Raw genomic sequence first — 22,579 nt, forward strand, 5'->3', positions numbered from 1 at the left:
GGACAAGGAGATTTCATGACTGCCACCGAGCCTGTCGATCCCGAGCTCCAGAAGCTGTACGACGACTTCGAGACCGAACACCTCAACCCGTTGTGGACGCAGATCGGCGACCTGATGCCGATGGTCCCGACGTCCAAGGCCGTCCCCTTCGTCTGGCAGTGGTCGACCCTGTACCCGCTGGCCCAGCGCGCCGGAGATCTCGTGCCGGTCGGCCGCGGCGGTGAGCGTCGCGCCATCGCGCTCGCGAACCCGGGCCTCGGCGGCGTCCCGTACGTCACCCCCACGCTGTGGGCGGCGATCCAGTACCTCGGCCCGAAGGAAACCGCCCCCGAGCACCGCCACTCCCAGAACGCCTTCCGCTTCGTCGTCGAGGGCGAGGGCGTGTGGACCGTGGTCAACGGCGACCCGGTCGCCATGCGCCGCGGCGACTTCCTGCTCACCCCGGGCTGGAACTTCCACGGCCACCACAACGAGACCGATCGGCCGATGGCGTGGATCGACGGCCTCGACATCCCGTTCGTGCACTACACCGACACCGGCTTCTTCGAGTTCGGCTCCGACGGTGTCACCGACGAGGGCACCCCGGACATCTCCCGGTCCGAGCGACTGTGGGTCCACCCCGGTCTGCGCCCGCTCGTGGGTCTCGACCGCAAGACCAGCTCGCCGATCGCGTGCTACCGCTGGGAGCACACCGACCGCGCGCTGAACGAGCAGCTCGCCCTCGAGGACGAGGGTTACGCCGCCACCCCGGAACCCGGCCACGCCGCCGTCCGCTACACCAACCCCACCACCGGCGGCGACGTCATGCCGACGATCCGCGCCGAGTTCCACCGACTGCGCGCCGGGGCACACACCCGCGCCCGCCGCGACGTCGGATCCGTGGTCTTCCAGGTCTTCGACGGTGAGGGCCGCTTCCATCTCGCAGACAAGAGCCACGACGTCACCAAGGGCGACATGATCGTCGTTCCGTCCTGGGTCGAGTGGTCGCTCGAGACCGACAGGGGTGTCGATCTCTTCGCCTTCTCCGACGCGCCGATCGTCGAACGTCTGCACTTCAACCGCACCATCATCTCCGAAGGAGCCTGAACCCCATGCGTCTCGCCACCCTCCGCCTCGACGGCGGCACCGCCGCCGTCCGCGTCGACAGCGACTCCAGCGCCACCGTCATCGACGGCTACGCCGACCTGTCCGCGCTGCTCGCCGATCCGAACTGGAAGGCGGTCGCCGAACAGGCATCCGGAAAGACCGTCGACCTCGGCTCCGCCGACTACGCCCCGGTCGTCCCCGCCCCGGGCAAGATCGTGTGCGTCGGCCTGAACTACGCGACCCACATCAAGGAGATGGGCCGCGACCTGCCGGAGTACCCGACCCTGTTCTCGAAGTTCAAGGAAGCCCTCACCGGCCCCTACGACGACGTGGTCGTTCCCGCCTACGCGGGCTCCCAGCTCGACTGGGAGGCCGAGCTCGCCGTGGTCATCGGCAAGCAGGCCTACCAGGTCTCCGAGGCCGACGCCGCCGAGTACATCGCCGGCTACTCCGTGATCAACGACTACACGATGCGCGACTACCAGTACCGCACGCTGCAGTGGGATCAGGGCAAGACCTTCGAGAAGACCAGCGGCTTCGGTCCCTTCCTCGACACCGATTACAAGCTCGGCACCGCCATCGAGACCCGCCTCGAGGGCGAGGTCATGCAGTCGTCGAACACCAACGACCTGGTGTTCACCCCGGCCAAGCTCGTTGACTACATCTCGCACATCGTGACCCTGCAGCCCGGTGACGTCATCATCACCGGCACCACCGGCGGTGTCGGCCACGCCCGCAAGCCCGCGCGCTACATCGGCAACGGCGAGGTCTGCGAGGTCACCATCGAGGGCCTCGGCACCGTCCGGAACAAGACGATCATCAAATAGGAGAAGCCGACCGTGGGATTCAACGATCTCGACCTGTCCGAGCGACTCCTCATCGCCCGGCGCGGCACGGCCTACCTGTCTCAGCGCCTGGCCGAGCTGACCGACGACGAACTCGACGGTCCCACCCTGCTCGAAGGGTGGACGCGCCGGCATCTCGTCGCGCACATCGGCTACAACGCCGCGGCGCTGTGCCGGCTCATGGACTGGGCGGCGACCGGTGTCGAGACACCGATGTACTCCTCCACCGAACAGCGGGCTCAGGAGATCGCCGAGGGCGCCACGCTGAATCCCGCTGCCCTGCGGAACCTGTTCTCGCACACCGTTGCCCGTCTCGACGAGAAGTGGCGGCACCTGCCGGAGACGGCGTGGCAGGCACAGGTGCGCACCGCGCAGGGCCGGCTCGTGCCGGCCGAGGAGACCGCCTGGATGCGCACGCGCGAAGTGTGGATCCACGCCGTCGATCTCGACAACGGTGGACGCTTCGGCGACTTCCCGCCCGTCGTCCTCGACTCCCTGCTCGACGACATCGTCGGAATGTGGCGCAAGAAGGATCTCGGTGCGGGCATCGCGCTCGAGGTCGAGGGACGCGACGCGGTCCGCGTGAACGGTGACGCCGAGACCACCCACGCCGTCCGGGGCGATCTCGCCGGTGTCGTCCGCTGGGCGGCCGGTCGCGGAGCAGTGGGGGTCACCGGCGGAGAACTCACGCCGCCGCGGTGGCTCTGAGGTTCCCGCACGTACCGATGACGAAGGCCCTTCCGTCCCGAGGACGGAAGGGCCTTCGCCCGTTCATCGGACGGAACGGTCAGCGCGGATCGCGCTCGCAACCGATCCCGTCGTTGTCGCGATCGAGACGCGGTGCATATCCCGGGTCGTTGCGGTGGACCGGAGCAGCACCCGCGTTCCATGCCTCGGTGCAGTTCTTGAACCCGCCGCTCGGTGCGGCCGGAGCCGGACGGGGAGCCGGGGGAGCAGGGGCGACCTGCGGAGCCGCCTGGGGTGCAGGCGGGGCTGGGGGAGCCGGAGGTGCCGGCGGCGGAGCGAACGGATTGAACGATCCGCTCGGAACGAGATCGGCGATGCCCTTCGGGAGCAGATCCACGAGAGGGAAGGCGGTGGCGGTCGACGGTGCGGCGACCGTCAGAGCCACACACCCCAGCGTCGCAGCGACGATGCGGCGGAACTTCATGCGCGAGGCCTTTCTGTACTTCGTCCGGATCCGATTTGCCGGATCCGATCGAAATGTCGGCCTGAGTGTCGCAGGTGTTACGCCGCCCGGTCGCAGACGACGATCGGCCCGCTCGCGACCGGATGTCGCGAACGGGCCGATGTACTCCGGGCCTGCCGGGGGACGGCCCGGATGCCTGTCGTACGCCGGGATCAGCCGGCGTGTGTCACCTGCCGGCTCAGCCGGCGTCGATCACCTGCCGGCTCAGCCGGCGGCGATCACCTGCCGGCTCAGCCGGCGTCGGTCATTTCGAACGGCACGACCACCTTCGGGTCGATCCGCATGACGGTGTAACCCGCCACCGCACCCGCGCCGAAGCCGGGAGCGAAGATACGCACCGGTTCGGTGATGACCCCGTCGCGGACGGCGTCGTGGATCGCGAGCGGGATGCTCGCCGACGACGTGTTGCCGACCTTCTCGATGTTGAAGTACAACCGGTCGGCCGAGAGTCCGGCGTTCGCGGCGAGCTCGATGACCATCGTCTTGTTCGCCTGGTGGGGAACGATGAGATCGATGTCGTCGAGCAGCGAACGTTCGGCATCGTCGGGGGACGGGAGCGCCTTGATCTCGTCGAGCATCTGAGTCAGGTAGCGACCGGCGAGCGTCTTCACCTCGGGTCCGTAGACCGTGATGAAGTTGTCGAAGTCCGGATTCGGCCAGATGATCGAGTTGACCTCGCTCGTCGGGCCGCTCGCGTAGCTGTTGAAGAACTCGAGATCGGGAGCCTCGCCCTCGGCGGCCGGCGAGATCACCATCGCCGCGGCGCCGTCACCGAAGATCATCCGGGACGGCCGGACGGTGCCGATCTTGTCCGAGAACTTCTCGACGCACACCACGAGGACGGGACGCTTGACCTGCTGCAGGATGCGGGTCGCCTCGGCCAGGCCGTAGGGCATTCCCGCGCACGCCGCGATCAGGTCGAACGAGGCGTGGGTCTGCCCGATGCCCAGTTCGCCCGAGATCCACGTGGCCAGCGACGGGATCAGCCGGCCGCTCGTGCACGTGCAGGTGATGACCGCACCGATGTCCTGCGGGCCGACACCGGCGTGGGCGATCGCCTGCTTCGCCGCCGTCAGGGCCAGGTCCTCGAAGGTTCCCGAGGTGTACCGGCGCTGCTCGATCCCGGTCTTGGCCGTGATCTCGTCGGCCGACATGGGCGACCAGTTGTAGGCGGTGTTGCGGATCAGGTCCTCGTTGGTGCACACCTGGTCGCCATGGGCGACGGCGATCGCATCGATGCGCGGTGCGATCGCGAACTCCGAACGCACGTCGACGGCCGGGTACGGCGCAGACGGGGCGACCGGTTCGTGCCGCGTGTACGAGGTGGCCTTGCGGGTCTTCCCCGACATGGCCCGGTTGATGAACCGCTGGACCTCCCGATTGCGCGGGTGGGAGACCACGACGTAGTCGTCGTCCTTCAGGTCTGCGACCCGGACGAGTTCGAGTTCGCTTCCCTCCCAGGGCTGCTGGTTGTGCAAAACCATCGACCAGCGGCTCAGGGCCTCGAGCTCGGCGACGTCCTCGTGGCAATCGAGGATCTCGTCGTATCCGAAGACGGGGTGGTTCGGATCGTAGTGGCGGACGCGCAGAGTGATGTTCTCAGGGTCGGAGATCAACTGCGTCACAGTCGGTTTGACCGAGGGTAGGTCGCCGGCGAAGTGGCGACGCGAACCGAACACCGCGAAGAGCCGATCGAAGATGCGGTCCTCGGCGGCACTGTCCCAGGCGCGGGGGAGACCGCGGTAGGCCTGCTCGACGGCACCCAACCGCTCCTCGGCCTCGGGCCAGGGAGTCAGGCGGGGCATGTAGACGTCGTCGCGGTTGCGGGGCACGTCGCCCCAGCGGGTGACGCGCCGCTCGAACATCATGAGGGTGAAACGGTCGGCCCAGAAGACATTGAGGGCCATGTCCCGCATGATCTCGAACTTCGAACCGTACTTGCCCAGTTCGTGCCGGGAGAGGATCTCCGAGACCGTGGGTGCCTTGGTGTCGAAGTCGCGGCGGATGACGGCGTCGAGGTGGTCGACGCTGCTCAGCGTGGAGAAGTCGAGTTCGGGAATGAAATTGGAGGGGAAGACTATTCGGCCGTGCCGATTGAGCTCGAATGGCTGCATGTGCGAGGGGACCGTTCGATGAGAAGTAGTGGGTGGGGAGGCCGGATCACATGTCCAGGCCGCCGTTGACGCCCCACACCTGACCGGTGATGTACGAGGAGGCGTCTGCGGCGAGGAAATGCACGACCCGGGCGATCTCCTGCGGGTCGGCGAGGCGCTTCACGGGGATGGTGTCGGTGATGCGCGCGAGAACCTTCTCGGGGATGGCCTCGACCATCTCGGTGGCGACGAAGCCCGGGGTGACGGTGTTGACGGTGACGCCGATGCTGTTCGGGTCCAGCTTGTCGTTCTTGGCCAGGTAGAAGGCCGCTTCCTTGGCGAGGGTCTTGGTGAGACCGAACAGGCCGGCCTTCGATGCCGCGTAGTTGGCCTGACCGATGTTGCCGGTCTCGCCGATGACGGAGGAGACGTTGACGATGCGTCCGGTGCCACGCTCGAGCATGTGCCGCAGTGCGGCCTGTGCCAGGTAGAACGCGCCCGAGAGGTTCACGCCGATGACGGTGTCCCAGTCCTCGTCCTGCATCTTCAGCACCGTGCGGTCGATGGTGATGCCGGCGTTGTTGATCAGGATGTCGAGACGGCCGTGCGTTTCGATGACCTCGTCGATGGTGCGTCGGCAGTCGTCGGCGTTCGCGACGTCGCCGCGGTGCACCGAGTAGCGGACGTCCTTGCGACCGGTCTCGTTCAGGTCTGCGAGGAACTGATCCGCCTGGGCGGTGTTGCGTCCGTAGCCTGCGGCGACGGTGGCGCCCTGGCTCGCCAGGCTGCGGCTGATCGCCGCACCGATGCCTCGCGTGCCGCCGGTGACGAAGGCGACGCGTCCGCGGAGCTTGTTTCCGCCGGCAGCGATCTGAGAGCTGGGTTCGATGGTGCTGGTCATGCTGATCTCCTCGCTGTGCGAGGGGGCGAAGGGCGCGGCTGGTCGCCGACGTCGCGCAAACGCCCCCTGCGCGTTGATATTCCCTGTGGAGGAGCACGTTTCGAATCCCCCTGACTCGAACGCGTGTCCCCTGAAACGAGCCGCCATCGGCTCGTAACTCCCTGCGGCGACAATCATGCAACACCTCGATCATGTTGTCACCAGAAACAATTCGGACTCCGAAAACGCACCGATTTGTCCGATTGGGTCGAGAACATTTGCACTGCAACAGTATTCGTCCGAAAAAAGTGGTTACCGCGCGGTACGAACATGCTGAATGTTCGCACCCGCCATGGACATACAACCTGCACGAATTCGAGTGTTCCAAAATGGCACAACGTACTACCGGCAAGTCAGGTACGACTGTGTGCGCATGGCGTGAACGCGAGGATGTCCAATGAAGTATCCGGAATATGTTGCAGGAGAAGGTATTCGGAGACTGCTCGCGTGCGGGGAATGTCGTCGGGCGCTTCTCGGTGTGCTACGCACTCCGTGCCGCCGGAGTTCAACCGGGGTGAGTCTCCGTGTATTCCCCGAGTGAAAACGCGCCACACCTCATATCGGTGTGATTCTCGACACTAAGGTAGGGAATTGTGTCGAAGACCAGCTCTACGCGGCGGTGAGAGGATGGCCCCGTGAGCAGCACTCGTCTTGTAGAAACACCGGTGGCCCATCTCGAGGTACGTGTCGACGGGGAAGGACCGGCAGTCGTCCTGCTTCCCTCCCTCGGACGCGACTCCTACGAATTCGATCCGATCGCGAGCGACCTCGCGGCAGCGGGATTCACCGCCCTCCGCCCGCAACCCCGAGGTATCGGCAGCAGCCGCGGACCCATGACCGGCCTCGATCTGCACGACCTCGCGGGCGACGTCGCCGCCGTCATCGAGTATTTCGACGCAGCACCCGCTGTGGTGGCCGGGCACGCATTCGGGCACTACGTGGCCCGGGTGCTCGCCGCCGACCGGCCCGAACTCGTCCGGGGAGTCGCCGTGCTCGCCGCCGGCGCCCGCCGGTTCCCGGCCTCGCTGACCGAGCGTGTCGCCAAGTGCTCCGACCTGTCGCTTCCCGACGACGAACGGCTCGTGCACCTGCGCGATGTCTTCTTCGCCGAAGGACACGATCCTGCGGTGTGGCTCGACGGGTGGTGGCCCGACGCGATCGTCTCGCAGCGGGCGGCGATGGCAGCGACCGACAAGGAATCGTGGTGGACGGTGGCACCGTCACCTCTACTCGACGTACAGGCGGGAGAGGACGTCTTCCGGCCCGCGGAGACCCGAGGTGAGCTCGTCGACGAGTTCGGGAGCGAACTCGTCTCCACGGCCGTCGTGCCGGGGTGTGGGCACGCCCTCGTCCCGGAGGCTCCTCACGAGGTGGCCCGGATCCTGGCCGACTGGATCCGTACGCGTCTCGGATGAAGATTTCGTCATCCTCGGCTCATCGGCTCCTCATCGTCGTGCGCCAGAGTTACCGGTGACCAGGACGAGCACCGAGTCGAGGAGAACGATCATGGCGATGAGCCGCACCGCATGGGCCGTGACCGCTGTAGCGGTCGCGACGACGGCCGGCGGCCCCGACGGAAGCATTCGTGCGGACGTCGGCCCGGACAGGGACGCGGGGCCGGGAGACGGGCCCACCGACATCCCGTACATCGATGTCACGACGTGCGACGCGTGATTCGAGGACTGGGACGACACAGTGCCGGACCACGTCGAGGACTTCTGCGACGAGCGGGACGACCGCTGCGACGATGTGCACGACGACGACCACGACGCCCGGGACGACGACCACGACGACTGGGACGACCGACCGGCACGACGGCCCTACGACGACGAGACCCCACCGGAAGTGTTCCGGTGGGGTCTCGTTCTACCTGCGTGTGTTACGCGAGCGTGCGTGCCATGCCGCGTTCGACGGCCGCGATGATCTGCGGCCGCAGCTCGACCGCCGGCACGATCGCGTCGACCGAGCCGACCTGCTGTGCGCGCTGGATGTTGTGGATCGCCTCGAATTCGGCCGCCACCTCACCGAGCTTCTCCGACCGCACGGCGGTGCGCAGAGCGGTGAGCTCGACGCCCAGACGCGCCTTGTCGCCGTCCTCCGCGGCCCGCAGCTGGGCCTCGAGTTCCACGACCCGCGGATCGCTCGCAGTGCGCTTGTTGACGTCGCGGGTGAAGACCACCGCGGCCGCCGGAGCGCCACCGAGCACCGAGGCGAACGAACCCTCCACGGCGAGGACTTCCATGTTCTCGTTCAACGCGCCCGAGAACACCACGAAGGCACCACCGTGGTAGCGGGAGACCACGACGAACACGATCGGACCGTCGAAGTTGACGATGGCCCGGCCGATCTCGGCGCCGTACTCGAGCTGCAGGTTGCGCAGCGACTCGGGGGAGCCGTCGAAGCCCGACAGGTTGGCGAGCACCACGAGCGGGCGGTTGCCGCTCGCCGCATTGATCGCCCGCGCCGTCTTCTTCGACGACTTCGGGAACAGCGTGCCCGAGGTCCACTGGTCCGGTCCGTCGGCCGGGAACCAGCCCTTGCGCGGGATCGCGCGGGACTCGATGCCGATGACCGTCACCGGGTTTCCACCCAGGTGCGCGTCGAACACGACCGAGGTGTCGGCGTCGGCCATGTCGGCCCACCGTTCGAGCACCGCGTGGTCCTGGTCGACCACCGAACGCATCACCGTGCGGATGTCGAACGGCTTCTTGCGATCCGGGTTGGTCTCGGACGAGAAGATGTCGCCCACGGTGGTGAAGTCGCTGGACGGATGCACGTGCGGGTACACGCACACGTTGCGGTCGACCGGGTCGGAGGACACGGCCTTGCGCGGGAAGCGCTCGCCCGGCGCGACGTAGGCGTGGGCGTAGTGCGCGAACAGCGTCTCGATGGCGGCACTGAGGTTCGGAGCCCAGTACTGCGCCTGGCCGTTGGGGCCCATGACGCGGTCGTAGCCGCCGATGCCGAAGTTGTCCTCGGCGGAGACGCCACCCGAGTAGTCGAGTGACTGCTTGCCGGTGAGCACCATCGCGCTGTCCGGGGTCATCACGAGGATGCCCTTGGTGTGCATGAGCATCGTCGCCTCGGCGTTCCAGTACGGCTGCGCGCCGACGTTGATGCCGGTGACCACGACGTTGATCTCGCCGCCGTTCTGCGTGAACGTGATGATGCGACGCAGGCCGCGCGACACCCAGTCCATGTTCTCGGTACCCGAGCCCATGGAGATCGTCGCGCCGGACGACAGTGCGAACCACTCGACGGGAGCGTTCAGGCTCTCCGCCAGGTCGATCGCGGCGACCACGCGGGAGCACTCGGCCTCCGCGACGGTGCCCAGCGCCTTGGTGGGATCACCGAACAGCGCGACGCGCTTCATGCCCTCGGGGTACCGCGGGGTCGGGGTGTCGACGACACCGACGATCAGACCCGCAGTGTTGCGGCCGTAGGGGCGGTCGACGGGCACGAGGGTGCCCTGCTCGTCGAAGTCGTACTCGACGAAGGTGCCCTCGCCGCCGGTGAGCAGCGGGATCAGCTCGTACGGGTAGACGGTGCCGCGGGCACGGGACCGCTGGACCTTCTGGGTGTACTCGTCGAGCGGCTTCAGCGGCTCCTTCGGCGGCTCGGTGACCCGCACGATGACGCCCGCACCGGAGCGGTACGAGAAGCGCAGGGCGACCTCGCGTGCCGGCTCGTCCTGGCGATCACGCCACGACCCGATGACGGTGATCTCCTCGAGGCCGGCACCCACGGTCAACGGCGCGGCGTTGCGGCCGATGCGACGCAGATCCTCCATGTCGAGATCGACGGCGGGCCACACGTAGAGCACCACGCGGTTCGCGTCGAGACGTCGCCCGCCGCGGTTGGCCTGGGCGCGTCGCATGCCGTCGAGCGAGCTCGCGAGAGCGCGTTCGAAGGCCGGCAGTCCGACGATGCGGCCGGACTCGTCGCGCTGCGGCGTCAGGTCGCGCACCTCGGCGAGGGCGATGAACCGCTCGTCGGACGGATTGTCCTGCGACACCAGGTGATACAGGTAGGTGTCCGGGTTGGCGGGCAGGCGGGTGCCGTCGAAGTTCTTCAGGCGCCACAGATCCAGACGCTGACCCGTGAGCGGGTGGATGTCGCGGATGTTGGTCTCCTCCGCGTATCCGGTCTCGTAGGGGCGGAAGGTGAACACGTGCTCTTCGGCCGTGTCGGTGTGGCAGACCGTCACGGTCACGCGACGGGCCGCGCCGGTCACCGGGCGTGCGGCGAGTTCGGCGCGCAGTGCGTCGGCCTGGGCGTCGGCATCGGCCGGAGCGTCGTCCCACGCGAGATACAGGTCGATCACCAGGTTCTTCGTGTCGGGAACCGATGCCGCCGACTCCTCGACGGCGGCGAGCAGCGAGGCGAACTCGGCGTGCGGTGCCTCCGCGGAGATCAGGTACAGGCGGGTGCCGCGCAGATCGAAGTTGCCGGTGACGAACTGGTGCCCGGCGACCGTGCACGAGCAGACGTCCTCGAGGGTGCGGATCTTGTACGCCCGTCGGGTGATGACCTCGAGCAACGGACCCGGAACGGTCTCGGGACGCGTGATCTGCTGTGCGAGAAGGTCGATCAGCGGCTCGGGGGTAGCGACCAGCGACTCGATGCGCTGCGCGTAGTCCGCCGCCTGCGCATGCTCGGCGAGGTACGCGAGCGAACCGCGGACCCCGTCGTAGACCTGCTCGCGGGCCTTGCGGATCACGGGTTCCTCGAAGTAGCGGTATCGCAGGTTGCGGGCGGTGTCACCGATGACGGGGAACCGGACCTGGGTCGCGACGATCAGACGGTCGAGGACCTCGTTGAGTTCGTGGGAGATGCCCACCTCGGTGTCGTCGCGTTCGATCCAGCGGTCGAGCAGCGCAGTGACCACGGGAACATGGGCTTCGATGCGCTCGAGTGCGAGGAACAGCCGGTAGACGGCCTCCTCGAGATCCGGGGTGCGATCGAGTTCGAGGACGTCGTAGTGCCGCAGGGCCCGTGCGAGGCGAGCACGGAAGCTGTCGGGCAGCCCTCCGACCTCGACGTCGAGCGACTGCAGGTAACCGTGGAAGAACTCGCGGGGGCTGTGCACCCGATCGTCGCTGTTCTTCTCGTCCTCGGTCGGGCGGTTGCGCGACAGTTCGCACACGTCGGCGAACGTCGTGAGCAGCGCCAGTTCGGCGCGGACGATATCGCACGAGTCGACGGCGCCGGAGAGCTGCTCGTAGTCGGCGATCAGGGCCGCGGTGCGCTTGGCGGACACGTCGTATCCGGTGACCAGCGCGGCCAGCGAGTCGAGGCGGGCAAGGGCGTCGGCGGCGACGTCGTCGCTCAGCGAGGGCGCCGGTGCGGCGAACTCCACCCGCTCGACGGCTTCGGTGACGACCTCCTCGACGATCTGGTCGACCCGCAGGAGCGGGGCACCCGCGTCGACCTGGGCGTTGACGACGGCCAGGATTTCGCGGACCTTCCCGGCGAAGGGGGCGCGGACCGCGGTCTCCATCTTCATCGACTCGAGCACGACGAGGGTCTGACCGGCCTCGACCTCGTCACCGACGGCGACGGGGACCGCGACCACCACGGCGGGGGCGGGTGTGCGCACCACACCGGCCTCGTCCTGGCTGATCTGGTGGCTGATGCCGTCGACCTCGACGAGGAAGTGGGCCGGACCGGCGATCGACACCACGTTGTGGCGGCGTCCGCCGAGGGTCAGGCGCGACTCGTAGTCGCCCAGCCGCTCGACGTCGACGTCGAACTCGGCGGAACCGGTGTCGACCCGGTAGCGGTGCGGGCCGACCTGGCCGACGACGAGCTCGTAGGCCTGGCCCTGGTAGCTCAGCTCGATCTTGCGTCCGACGGCGTGTCCGGCGCGCGGGCGACCGCCGCGGGCCGAAGCGAGGAAGGCGGAGCGCTCGCGGGCCTCGTCGGTGTCGTAGACGTCGACGGCCGTCGCGATCAGAGCGACGTCGGCGACCTTGGACGGACCGGTCTCGGTGCCGGCACCGGTGCGGTCGAGCCAGCCGGTGTCGGCGGAGGCGTCGATGACCTCGGGACGGTCGAGCAGATCGAGCAGGAACGACTTGGTCGTCGTGCCGCCGTCGAGGACGACGGTGGTCTCGCGCAGAGCGGTGCGCAGGCGGGCGAGTGCCTCGTCGCGGTCGCGGCCCCACGCGATGATCTTGGCGACCATCGAGTCGTAGTCGGGCGGGATGATGTCGCTCTGGGCGATGCCGGTGTCGACACGCAGGCCGGAGCCGAGCGGGAACTTGAGCAGCTGCACGGTGCCGGGGGCGGGCGCGAAGCCGTTGGCGGCATCCTCGGCGTTCAGGCGGGCCTCGACGGCGTGACCGAACTCGGAGGGGCACTCGCCGGGCAGCTTCTCGCCGGAGGCGACGAGGATCTGCAGCTTCACGAGGTCGATGCCGGTCGTGGCTTCGGTGATGGGGTGCTCGACCTGGAGGCGGGTGTTGACCTCGAGGAAGGTGAAGATCTTCAGGTCGGGCTGGTAGAGGTACTCGACGGTGCCGGCACCGGCATAGCCGGCGGCGCGGACGAGATCGGCCGAGACCGTGCGCAGGTGGTCGGACTGCTCCTTGGTGAGCAGCGGCGAGGCGGACTCCTCGATGACCTTCTGGTTCTTGCGCTGGATCGAGCAGTCGCGCACACCGGGAGCCCACACGTTGCCGTGCTTGTCGGCGATGACCTGGACCTCGACGTGGCGCGCGTCGGTGACGAGACGCTCGATGAACACGACGGGGTCGCCGAAGGAACGCTCGGCCTCACCCTGGGTGCGCTCGAGGGCGAGCTCGAGCTCGTCCTCGGCGTAGACCTTGCGGATGCCACGGCCACCGCCGCCGGAGCGGGCCTTGATGATCAGCGGGTAGCCGATGGCCTGCGCGTGGCGGCGCGCGTCGGCGCGGGAATCGACGGGTCCACCGGACCACGGTGCGACGGGAACACCGACCTTCTCGGCGAGGAGTTTCGCCTCGACCTTGTCGCCGAGCAGACGCATGGCGTCGGCGGAGGGGCCGATGAAGGTGATCCCGAGACGGGCACACAGCTCGGCGAAGGCGGGATCCTCGGCGACGAAGCCCCAGCCGACCCAGACGGCGTCGGCCTTCGCCTCGAGGAGCGCGCGCTCGAGTTCTGCATGATCGAGGTAGGGGGTCGCCGCCGTCGTCGACGGACGGAGGGTCACTCCTTCGTCGGCCTGACGGACGAACATCGCCCGTCGTTCGGCGTCGGTGTGCAGAGCGATCGTCTTGATGTCGTAGCCGTGCTCGGAGTTGAGCTCCCGGACTGCCCGGATGAGGCGTACTGCCGCCTCACCTCGATTGACCACTGCGATCCGCTTGAACATACTCGTTGCCACCGTTCTCCATGGTTTGTGCACGCATCGGGCGCGCGTCTCGAAGCTCCACCCCAATGAGGAGGTCAAACTAACCGGTCCTACGTTCCACGTCTCGTGTTGGCGACGCGAGCGGGAACATGTAGCGGTCGGCTCCTCGTGGTTGGCATGGGCATGCGTGTTCGTCGTCGATCCACCGGGCAACATCCGCGGTGTCCGAAGGACCGTTTCGAACAGATCTCCGCAGCTACGGCCGTCGGTTGCGACGGTCACGTCCCCCTGGGCGAAGGCTCCGTTCGGATAACAGCATGGAGGAAACATGAGGGTTTGTCACGTTTTGCTCCCGTCCGGGCCGATCGGCGGTCTTCTCGCGGTCGAGTTCTCTCACAGGTATTCGCGCGCAGGGGCTTTCGCTCGGAGGTAGGCGCCGGGACGGGGGTCTGCGGTTTCGCGTGCCGCCGGTACTGTGGAGTAACACCGATCGGTAACTTTCCGGGGCCTCCGCCGCCCGCCTCGGGCGACCCCTCGTTCCTGCTGGTACGCACCGGTTTTCGCGCACCCGGAATCGGGGCATGATCCGGGATCGGACAAATCGCTCCGGCCCGCCTCGAAAATGCTGTGACATCCGTCACGGGGTGCGAAAAGGCGAAGGTCTCAACCGAACCGGAGCGCGGCCGTCGACGTGTCGGATCGTGACCTTCGAGCGCCCGGGATCGGGGCCGTTACCGGGCATTTCTCCGAGCTCGCGCGGAATCTGGAACAGTGGACAGTACATGCCTGCGGACGAGCCGCGAGGAGGATCCCCGTGTCCGAAGCCGATCGACCCCACCTCCCGGGGCGCGACGACGCGCCCGGCCGGGACATCCCGTCGGTGGACCGGCGGACACGCATCGCCGGGCAGGTCCGCCGGTGGTGCGAGACCGGCAGCATCGAAGGCAGGCACGCTCCGCTGTCGGATGCCGCGGCGGTCGCACTGGCCGCCGGCTACCTCGACGAATCGGCACGTGCGGTGCTGGCGAACCGCCGGCGCGTCGGGCGCCGGCTGCCCACCCTCGACGGATTCGGTGAGCTGCGCCGCCTGTCCGACGAGCACGCCCGCCTCCGCGCACGCATCGACGGCCTGCGCCCCGGCGCTGCGCGACTCGCACTCGAATACCGGGCCAACGAGCTCGGCAAACGCATCCGGGCGGCGCGGCAGACCGTCGTGCACTCGCCGCTGCACTACGCCCAGGGCGTCCGCGCCGTGCGCCGCGACCGACGCGACGGCCTGCATCTCGAGATCGAACAACGCGAGGCGCTGTTCGCCGCACTGCAACGCACCCCGGCACCCCTGCCCGTCACGCCCGTCGAGCAGGCCCGGGGAGTGGTGCTCGGTGTCGCCGTCGACCGCGTGGGTCGCTGGTCCGAACGCACCCCGCTGGCCGAGACGGGGCGTCGCGTCGCCGAACGGCTCGGACGCGAGGTGCCCTCCGGTGACGACCGCTTCGTCGACCGCTACGACACCCTGCTCTTCCTCGCCGGTTCCCTGTACGACCGCATCGAGGCGTCGGCGGCGTGGCGTTCGGAGTACTTCGAGGTCCAACGAGCCCAGCTCGATCTCGCCGAGGAGCTCACCCAGATCGCGGTGGACACCGTCGCCCTGCGCGACCTGCTCGACGAGTTGCAGTCCGCGATCCGATCGGCGCTCGAGGCGCGGTCCGGTCTCGAATCCCGTGTGGCAGCGCTCGAACCGGTATGGGATCAGATCCTTGCGCGCGTCACCGCGCTCGCGCGCATCGGCGACCTGCTCACGCGGGCGGAGGACCGTCTGCATCTCACACACATCGCGCAGCGGACCGCGAGTCTCGACCAGCGGATCGACGACCTGATCGGCAGGTCGGGCGTGCGCGAGTTGTCTGCCGAGAACACCGATTTCGTCGGCGACCAGCTCGGCGCTGCAGCCGAACCGATGGTCGCGCTCCGCAGTGCTCTGTGGACGGACATCGCCGAGCTCACCGCAAAGGAGTAACTCGGAGTTACTGTCATCTGTCACATCGATTCGGCTGCGCTTCGGGTCGTATCCCCGAACTCGTGGAAAGTGACCGTCTTCACTGGTGCATTTGTCCGAACCGGTGGTAGCTTCCTCGCGTCCTATCGGGGGTCGATACACAGGGGGGCGCGGTGGCGTCGCGGTTCGTGCGTACGGGTTTTGCGCTGGCTGTCGCTGCGGCGCTGGGGGTCTCAGGTTGTTCGGGGGCGACGAGCGTGTCCGTCGTCGACGACCCGCAGCTCGAGGCCGAGTTCGAATCGGTGCTCGTCTCCGGACAGTCCCGCACGCTCGGGGAGGTCGCGGCCGCAGCGGGTGTCGAGTCGTGGGACCGGATGTACTACTTCCGCGTCCCGGTGCTGATGAGCGAACTCAACCGCGTGATGCACACCCCCGGAGTCACCTGGCGGAACATGCCGGGATCCGATGCCGAAGGGCTCATCGTCTTCGTCTCGGAGGGGCAGATCGTGCGCGCGGTCGCCGACCGCGAGCCGCCGCTGTACCTGAGCGGTTTCGCGACCTCCGATTCGTACGTCACGCCCGACGAACTTGCCGGCATGCCCCGTCTCGCGGTCGAGTCGAGGGGCCGCTGACTCGGCAGCTGCCACCCGGCTGCCTCGTATGTCCGCCTTCGGGTAGTTTTGCTCGCGATATCGAGTAATGAAGTTCTTTCCCGAAGAGGTGTGGGGTGGCACTGGTAATCGCGACGATCAACCTGAAAGGTGGCGTCGGCAAGACCACGACGACGGCCGCTCTGGGCGAATTCATGGCGGCGGAGTTCGGGCAGCGGGTGCTCATGATCGATCTCGACCCGCAGACCAACCTCACCACGATGATGGTGGGGGAGGAGCGCTGGCAGGAACTGAACGAACTCGGTCTGACCCTCGCGACGCTCTTCCGTAAGGCGATCACGCCCCACGCCGACGCGTTCGACATCGAGAAGGCCGTCCAGAAGAACGTCTCGCCCGTGCGAGCGGTCCGTGATCTCGACCTGCTCGCGTCGTCGCTGGATCTCATGGACATCCAGGAGGGTCTCACCCACCAGCAGTACGCGGATCCCGGCTCGCACCGTCCCGTCGAGGTACTGCTCTCCGCTGTCCGGCCCATCGCCGACCGGTACGACTACATCCTCGTCGACTGCCCGCCGAATCTCGGGATCCTCACCCTCAACGGGTTGCGTCTCGCCGACGGTTATCTCATCCCGACGATTCCCGACATCCTGTCCACCTACGGAATTCCGCCGCTGCAGAACAAGATCCAGGAATTCGCGAAGCGGACCGGCCACACGGTGCGGGAGATCGGCCTCGTCATCACGAAGTACCGCAGTGCCTCGAATCTGCACCGCACGATCATCGAACAGCTCCAGCGCGATCCCCGGATCGCGAACGTCGTTCCCGCCTGGGTGCCCGAGGCCAATCAGATCGCGGCGTCCGCCGAGTTCGTGCCCTACGGCACGCTCAAGCGCAAGTACGGCAACACCGGTCAGTACGACGCACTGAGAATCCTCACCGAGACGATCATGATGAATGCGCAGGTGTACCTGTGACGAATCCCGGCACCGATACCGACATGGCACAGGCACGTCTACGGGTGCGCATCGGCGAGGCGAGCTCGGCGTTGCTCCGCCTCGACGAGGCGGCCCCCGGTACGGCCGGCGCGCTCGTCGCGCTCGTGCAGGTGATCGCCGACGAGGCGGCACGCACGCCGCGCTTCGCGAAGGCGCTCGCGGGAGCGCTGTCGGTCACCGCGGACCCGAGCGTTCCGGCCCCTGCCCCCGCCCCTGCTGCGCGGCCCGCCGCGGCCCGAACCTCGCCACGTCGTAGCCGTCGCGCACCCGGGGCCTTCGACCCGTTCGCGGTGTACCGCGAGAGCGGGGAGGCGACTCTGCGGGAGAGGCTGGCGTCCCTCGGGGTCGAACAGCTCAAGGACATCATCGCCGAGCACGCGATGGACTACGACAAACTCGCGATGCGCTGGCGTACCCCCTCCAAGCTGCAGGACCGCATCGTCGAACGGGTCAAGGCGCTCACCACGAAGGGTGATGCTTTCCGGTGATCGGTCACAGTCGGTTCTTCTTCTGCTCGTAGCAACGTATGGTCGCAGCAGACCTCCGGTCTCGACGAGACCGCGCAGGACGTGGGCACATCGAGCGTCGATCCCGAGTCACCGCTCGGTGTGCGCACCGAGAAGAGGAGTCGATATGGGGGACATCGTTCGACAGGGAGTCGTGGCCTTCGTGGCCGAGGTTCTGGCGCGCGGCGGCCGGGCCGAGCCGATCCCGGGACAGCGGGACGTCCGAGTGCGCGGTGCGGACGGATCGGAACGTGTGGTGAGGGTGTGCTCGACGGCGAGCGATCCGTGGCTCGCGCGACGCCGCGACGGGATTCCCGCCGCCGACGGTGGAGGCGTGTCGCACTGGGTGTTCGTCGATCTCGCACCCGAGGTACCGGCGTTCTACGTCGTGGACGCGGACGATATCGAGGGAGGGATCGAGGAGGAGGTCGCGCTCTGGCTCGCCGACCGCCCCGGCCGCACCCCGACCGGCAGTCATCCCATCCAGCGCAGCAATGTCGTTCACGGTCAGGACAATTGGGATCTTCTCGGTCTCGACGTCGTCAAGGATCCTCGGCACGACGCAACGCCGGTGCCGGCAGCGGCCGTCCGCGTCGAACGTCCGGCCGCACCGGCGGTCACCGACCCCGAGACCGACGACGAACGGCTCGCGGTGGTCGCCGACATCGGGGGTTACCGCGTGCAGGGGCGCCTCGATCAGGCCTCCGGGACGCTCGAGATCACCCGGGGACCGATGGAGGGCCGCCGCTTCCCGGACGCCGCGGCAGCCGCACAGGCGCTCGCCACCTTCTTCGACGACCCCGAGACCGTTCCCGACGCCGATGCCTTCTGGCGGAGCGAGATCCTCAGGTGAGAACGCATGCCCGATAGCGACTTCGGCGAGAACTGAGGCAGCCGAGCAGCGTCAGGCCACGACGTACTTCTCGTTCTCGCGGACCCACAGCACGCCGTCGCCTGCTGTGGGTCCTTCCTTCTCGAGCGCGCGCTTGAGGATCTTGTTGGTGGCCGTGGTGGGCAGATCCGCCGCAATCCGTACGTATCTCGGCCACGCCTTGGGGGAGAGGTCGGCCTGCTCGGAGAGGAAATTCTCGAATTCCTCTGGGACGAGCGATGTCTCGTCGCGCAGCACGATTGCGGTCATGATCTGGTCGCCCACGTGGTCGTCGGGCACACCGTAGACGGCGACGCGGCTCAGCTGCGGCAGTCGTTGCAGGATCCGCTCGATGGGCGCGGCAGCGAGGTTCTCACCGTCCACCCGCATCCAGTCTGCGGTGCGACCGGCGAGGTAGATCCAGCCGTCCGCGTCCTTGTAGGCGAGATCTCCCGACCAGAACATGCCGCCACGAAGACATTCGTTCGTAGCGGCCTCGTCGTTGTAGTAGCCGGTGAAGAATCCGGCGCCCTGCGTGTTCACGAGCTGACCGACGGCCTTGTCGGCGTTGATCAGGGCGCCGTTGTCGTCGAACTCCGCGAGGGCACAGGGGGTGAGGGTCTCCGGATCGTAGACGTCGACCCCTGGCAGTCCTCGACCGATCGATCCGGGTGGGGTGCCTTCGTCGCGGGTGATGATCACCGCGGCCTCGGTCGACCCGAAACCGTCCCAGACGGTGCAGTCGAAGCGTCGGCCGAACTCCTCGATGTCGCGGTCGGTGGCCTCGTTGCCGAACGCCACCCGGAGGGGGTTGTCGATGTCGTCGGGTCGTTCGACGGTCGCCAGGATGTACGCGAGAGGCTTGCCGACGTAGTTCATGTAGGTCGCGCCGTAGCGGCGCACGTCGTCGAGGAAGTGCGAGGCGGAGAACGACGCCGGTGCCATCGCCGCGCCGCTGCGCAGCGACACGCACCACCCGGCGAGGATCGCGTTGGAGTGGAACAACGGCATCGACAGGTAGACGACGTCGTCGCTCGTGATCGAGAACCGCGGGACGAGCGTGCTGCCCGAGAACAACACCATCATGTGGGCGAGCATCACCGGTTTCGGATCTCCGCTCGTTCCCGAGGTGAAGATCAGCATGAACGGATCGGTCGGCCCGACCTCCCGGTACGGCTCGAGCGGACCGGCCCCGTCGACGAGCGCCCGCCACTCGGGGCTCGCGACGTCGAAGACGGTGACGTCGCCGAGATCCAGGCCGTCGAGCAGAGGGGCGTGCTCGGCGTCGGTCAGCAGGATCTGGCAGTCCGCCCGCAGGATGTCGCGGGCCAGACCCTCACCGCGTCGGGTGTTGTTGATACCGACGAGCGGGAACCCCGCGAGCCCGGCCCCGGCGATCGCATGGAGGAAGGCGGGGGTGTTGCCGAGCAGCGCACCGACGTGCACCGGCCGGTCGCGGTCCATCAGCGACAGCAGGGCCGCCGCCTGAGCGGACGCCTCCTGCAGGTGCTCGCGCCAGGTCCACCTGCCGGTGTCGTGGACGATGGCCGCGGTGTCGTTCTCGAGCAGGTCGCGGAGTGACTGCTGGACGGTCTCTGCCATGGCTACCTCGGATTCGCGAAGGGAAGGGATCGGCGAAGACGGATCCCTCGGGGTTACTGCGCAGCGAGATGTCGGGTCAGGAAGTGGATCTGATGCTCGACGGCCCGATCGAACCAGTCCTTGCCGGGCCAGACGTCGAAGTGGTCGCACGGATAGTGACGTACCTCGGCACGAGCGCGGAAGGCTGCACGCGCCGCGGCGTGCGGGGGAGCGCTGCGATCGAAGTCCGCGATCTGCACGAGGACGGGACATGCGACGGACGACGCGTGTCGCGCGGGCCGGTAGGTGCCGAGCGACAACACGACGTCGGCGTCGATCTCGTTGCGCCAGGTCGGGCCGGCCAGGGAGAGGTAGTCCTCGTGGTAGCCGTCCAGTGACAGGGCGGCGACCGTGCCGGGTGGTCCCACGATCGGGATGGTGGTCGACGAGCGCCGCGCAATCGATCCCACCCGGCTGCGGAGACCTGTCGCCGTCGAGCGGGCGAGCGCAGAGGGCGCGTGATGCCGTGCGGCGAGAACCCCCGCGGCCGGTCCGTCGACGAGTGGCGTCACGGACACGACCGCTGCGACGTCCCGGTCCTGGGCCGCGACGGACAGGACGTGTCCGCCCGACAACGACACGCCCCACAACACGGTGCGACGGGGATCGGCCCCGTCCAGTCGACGCGAAGTGGCGACGGCCGCGCGGTAGTCGGCGATCTGGCCCGCGACGTCGACGCGCTGTCGGTCGGTGCCTCCGGACTCACCGAATCCTCGGTAGTCGAACGCGAGCACGTGCATGCCCGCAGCGGCAAGCCGCGCGGCGAACGGGGCGAGCCCGGAGTCCTTCGTCCCGCCCAGACCGTGGGCCATGACCACGACCGGCGCCCCGTCGGCGCTGTCGAGCACGTCGGATCCGGGAGTGAAGTGCCAGGCGTGGACCCTCTCGCCCCCGGAGGGGAAGGTCAGTGAACGCGGGTGCACGAGGCGTCCTCCTTCGATACCCGCCCGGCGCGGGCGATTCCGGCGGGCAGTTCGCGCGTCCGGATGTCGAACTCGTAGGCGAAATAGTCGAGTTGCTGCGTGTGCCGAGGGCGGTCGAGCATGTGCCCGGTGAACTTGCGCTGATCCTCGACGATGACGCGACGCATCTCGTCCTCGGACGGAAGGGCGTAGCGGCCGATCGCATAGGCCGCGATCAGTCGCGCCTGGCATTCGACGAACGGGAACAGAGTGGGCGTGGCCTGAGCGAAACCGGCGAACGTGAGGTCGGGGATGCCCGGCGCGAAGATCCGCTTGTACAGCGCGATGTGGTTGTCGGGTGCGCTGAGGAACTCCGGATCGAAGAACGGGAAGGTGATGTTGTACCCGGTCGCGTAGATGACGACGTCGAACTCCGCCGACGTTCCGTCCACGAAACGGACCGTGTGGTCGTCGAACCGTTCGATGTCGGGTTTCGCGACGATGTCGCCTGAGCCGAGACGGAGTGGCAGTTCGACCGACTGCGTGGGGTGCGCCTCGAAGAACTTGTGATTCGGGGTGGGCAGCCCGTACCGCTCGGGACGTCCCGACAGCAGCGGCTGGCCCCACTGCGCGACCTTCCGTTGCCACGACATCGGGATGTACGGAACGGTGCGGTAGAACTTGTCGGCCGGCCGGCCGGCGATGTACTTCGGGACGATCCACGCACTCGACCGCGTCGACAGCGTCACCTCGGTCTGCAGCGCCTTCGACGACAACTCCACGGCGATGTCGGCCGCGCTGTTGCCGAGCCCCACAACGAGAATGCGCTTGCCCGCGAAATCCATCGGGGTGCGCGGGTCGATGTAGTGGTGGGAGTGGAGCGACTCGCCGGCGAAGTGCCCGGGGAACTCCGGCACTCGGGGATCCCAGTGGTGACCGTTGGCGACGACGAGGAATTCGAACGCGCGTGTGCTGCCGTCCTCGAGGTCGAGTTCCCATCCGCCTTCGGGCCGCCGTCGTGCGTGCCGGACGCCGTTACGGAACTCGATGTTCCCCCGCAGTCCGAAGGCGTCGGTGTAGCCGTCGAGGTACTCCTTGATCTGCGTGTGGTGCGGGAAGTCGGGATAGGACTCCGGCATCGGGTAGTCCTTGAACGACAGCTGGTGCTTCGACGTGTCGATATGCAGCGAGCGGTACGCGCTGCTGTGGCCGTTGGGATTGCCGAAGGCCCAGTTGCCGCCCACACGGTCGGAGCTCTCGAAGCAGGTGTAGGGCACCCCGTAGTCGCACAGCATCTTTCCCGCGGTCAACCCGCTGATACCGGCGCCGATGACCGCGGTGGTAGGTGCCGACATGGTGTCCCTTCGACGCGGTGGTGCAGGTGATCGGAGCGACGACCTACAGTGACGACGGTCACAATGTAGAACACGTTCTCCTCCGTGTATACGGGACGTTCCGCTCGCCCCGTCGTCGCGTCGTAATTCGGTCCGCGAACCCGGTGCGTAGGTGTGATGGAACGCATACTCTGGGTGCACCTGCAGCATCGC

General features: G+C 67.7%; 17 protein-coding genes. 10 read left to right on the forward strand and 7 right to left on the reverse strand.

Going from position 1 to position 22,579, the window contains the following annotated elements:
* Nucleotides 1-15 precede the first annotated feature (15 nt).
* Genes U9J23_RS07090 through U9J23_RS07100 form a run of 3 tightly spaced genes read left to right on the forward strand, consistent with a single transcriptional unit; the run spans nt 16 to nt 2,639 of the window.
* The gene (locus tag U9J23_RS07090; RefSeq protein WP_059382914.1) at nt 16-1,086 is read left to right on the forward strand and encodes a cupin domain-containing protein; all 1,071 of its coding nucleotides are present in this window, start codon (nt 16-18) and stop codon (nt 1,084-1,086) included.
* 5 nt (nt 1,087-1,091) lie between these two features.
* Nucleotides 1,092-1,913, forward strand: coding sequence for a fumarylacetoacetate hydrolase family protein (locus U9J23_RS07095; protein ID WP_059382913.1), 822 nt, complete (start codon nt 1,092-1,094; stop codon nt 1,911-1,913).
* A 12-nt stretch (nt 1,914-1,925) separates the two neighbouring features.
* Entirely contained in the window at nt 1,926-2,639 is a 714-nt protein-coding gene (locus U9J23_RS07100) for a maleylpyruvate isomerase family mycothiol-dependent enzyme (RefSeq protein WP_059382912.1), read from the forward strand.
* A gap of 79 nt (nt 2,640-2,718) precedes the next feature.
* On the opposite strand, the gene U9J23_RS07105 is transcribed toward U9J23_RS07100, so the two are convergent.
* The 3 genes from U9J23_RS07105 to U9J23_RS07115 form a co-directional block, all read right to left on the reverse strand.
* Entirely contained in the window at nt 2,719-3,102 is a 384-nt protein-coding gene (locus U9J23_RS07105) for an excalibur calcium-binding domain-containing protein (protein WP_059382911.1), read from the reverse strand.
* Between the two features lie 269 nt (nt 3,103-3,371).
* A complete protein-coding gene (locus U9J23_RS07110) occupies nt 3,372-5,255 on the reverse strand; it encodes a ketoacyl-ACP synthase III (RefSeq protein WP_059382910.1) in 1,884 nt (627 codons plus the stop codon).
* 46 nt (nt 5,256-5,301) lie between these two features.
* Nucleotides 5,302-6,135 carry a 3-oxoacyl-ACP reductase family protein gene (locus U9J23_RS07115; RefSeq protein ID WP_106200346.1) on the reverse strand — a complete coding sequence of 278 codons (834 nt, stop codon included), beginning with the start codon at nt 6,133-6,135 and terminating at the stop codon, nt 5,302-5,304.
* A gap of 674 nt (nt 6,136-6,809) precedes the next feature.
* Between U9J23_RS07115 and U9J23_RS07120 the strand changes: the two genes are divergently transcribed.
* Together U9J23_RS07120 and U9J23_RS07125 are read left to right on the forward strand one after the other, a co-directional pair.
* Nucleotides 6,810-7,589, forward strand: a complete 780-nt coding sequence (locus U9J23_RS07120; RefSeq protein ID WP_106200344.1) for an alpha/beta fold hydrolase — start codon at nt 6,810-6,812, stop codon at nt 7,587-7,589.
* Between the two features lie 97 nt (nt 7,590-7,686).
* On the forward strand, nt 7,687-7,848 hold the full coding sequence (locus U9J23_RS07125) for a hypothetical protein (protein WP_189637380.1): 162 nt from the start codon (nt 7,687-7,689) through the stop codon (nt 7,846-7,848).
* Between the two features lie 205 nt (nt 7,849-8,053).
* On the opposite strand, the gene U9J23_RS07130 is transcribed toward U9J23_RS07125, so the two are convergent.
* Entirely contained in the window at nt 8,054-13,531 is a 5,478-nt protein-coding gene (locus tag U9J23_RS07130) for an ATP-binding protein (RefSeq protein ID WP_326602864.1), read from the reverse strand.
* A gap of 793 nt (nt 13,532-14,324) precedes the next feature.
* On the opposite strand from U9J23_RS07130, the gene U9J23_RS07135 reads away from it, so the two are divergent.
* The 5 genes from U9J23_RS07135 to U9J23_RS07155 all read left to right on the forward strand — a co-directional run bounded on the left by U9J23_RS07135 (nt 14,325) and on the right by U9J23_RS07155 (nt 18,471).
* Nucleotides 14,325-15,527, forward strand: a complete 1,203-nt coding sequence (locus U9J23_RS07135; protein WP_272269323.1) for a hypothetical protein — start codon at nt 14,325-14,327, stop codon at nt 15,525-15,527.
* A gap of 236 nt (nt 15,528-15,763) precedes the next feature.
* Nucleotides 15,764-16,138 carry a hypothetical protein gene (locus tag U9J23_RS07140; RefSeq protein ID WP_006553960.1) on the forward strand — a complete coding sequence of 125 codons (375 nt, stop codon included), beginning with the start codon at nt 15,764-15,766 and terminating at the stop codon, nt 16,136-16,138.
* A 95-nt stretch (nt 16,139-16,233) separates the two neighbouring features.
* Nucleotides 16,234-17,091, forward strand: a complete 858-nt coding sequence (locus tag U9J23_RS07145) for a ParA family protein (protein ID WP_272269320.1) — start codon at nt 16,234-16,236, stop codon at nt 17,089-17,091.
* Complete coding sequence (locus U9J23_RS07150) at nt 17,088-17,600, forward strand: hypothetical protein (protein ID WP_106200338.1); 513 nt, start codon at nt 17,088-17,090, stop codon at nt 17,598-17,600. Before U9J23_RS07145 ends, U9J23_RS07150 begins: the two co-directional genes overlap by 4 nt.
* Nucleotides 17,601-17,745: 145 nt before the next feature.
* Nucleotides 17,746-18,471 (forward strand): hypothetical protein, encoded by a 726-nt coding sequence (locus U9J23_RS07155; protein ID WP_326602057.1) that lies wholly within the window; start codon nt 17,746-17,748, stop codon nt 18,469-18,471.
* A 51-nt stretch (nt 18,472-18,522) separates the two neighbouring features.
* Here U9J23_RS07155 and fadD1 read toward each other — a convergent pair whose 3' ends face one another.
* From fadD1 to U9J23_RS07170, 3 genes are read right to left on the reverse strand one after another with little or no spacing between them, the layout of a single operon-like run.
* Nucleotides 18,523-20,091 (reverse strand): fatty-acid--CoA ligase FadD1, encoded by a 1,569-nt coding sequence (fadD1, locus tag U9J23_RS07160; protein WP_272269317.1) that lies wholly within the window; start codon nt 20,089-20,091, stop codon nt 18,523-18,525.
* 53 nt (nt 20,092-20,144) lie between these two features.
* Nucleotides 20,145-21,053: an alpha/beta hydrolase gene (locus tag U9J23_RS07165; RefSeq protein WP_442802271.1), complete on the reverse strand. Its 909-nt coding sequence runs from the start codon at nt 21,051-21,053 to the stop codon at nt 20,145-20,147.
* Nucleotides 21,035-22,387 carry a flavin-containing monooxygenase gene (locus tag U9J23_RS07170; RefSeq protein WP_272269315.1) on the reverse strand — a complete coding sequence of 451 codons (1,353 nt, stop codon included), beginning with the start codon at nt 22,385-22,387 and terminating at the stop codon, nt 21,035-21,037. The genes U9J23_RS07165 and U9J23_RS07170 overlap by 19 nt, the downstream gene beginning before the upstream one ends.
* Nucleotides 22,388-22,579: the final 192 nt, after the last annotated feature.

This window comes from Rhodococcus sp. PD04 (assembly GCF_035918275.1).
In the GTDB taxonomy this organism is placed as follows: domain Bacteria; phylum Actinomycetota; class Actinomycetes; order Mycobacteriales; family Mycobacteriaceae; genus Rhodococcus; species Rhodococcus rhodochrous.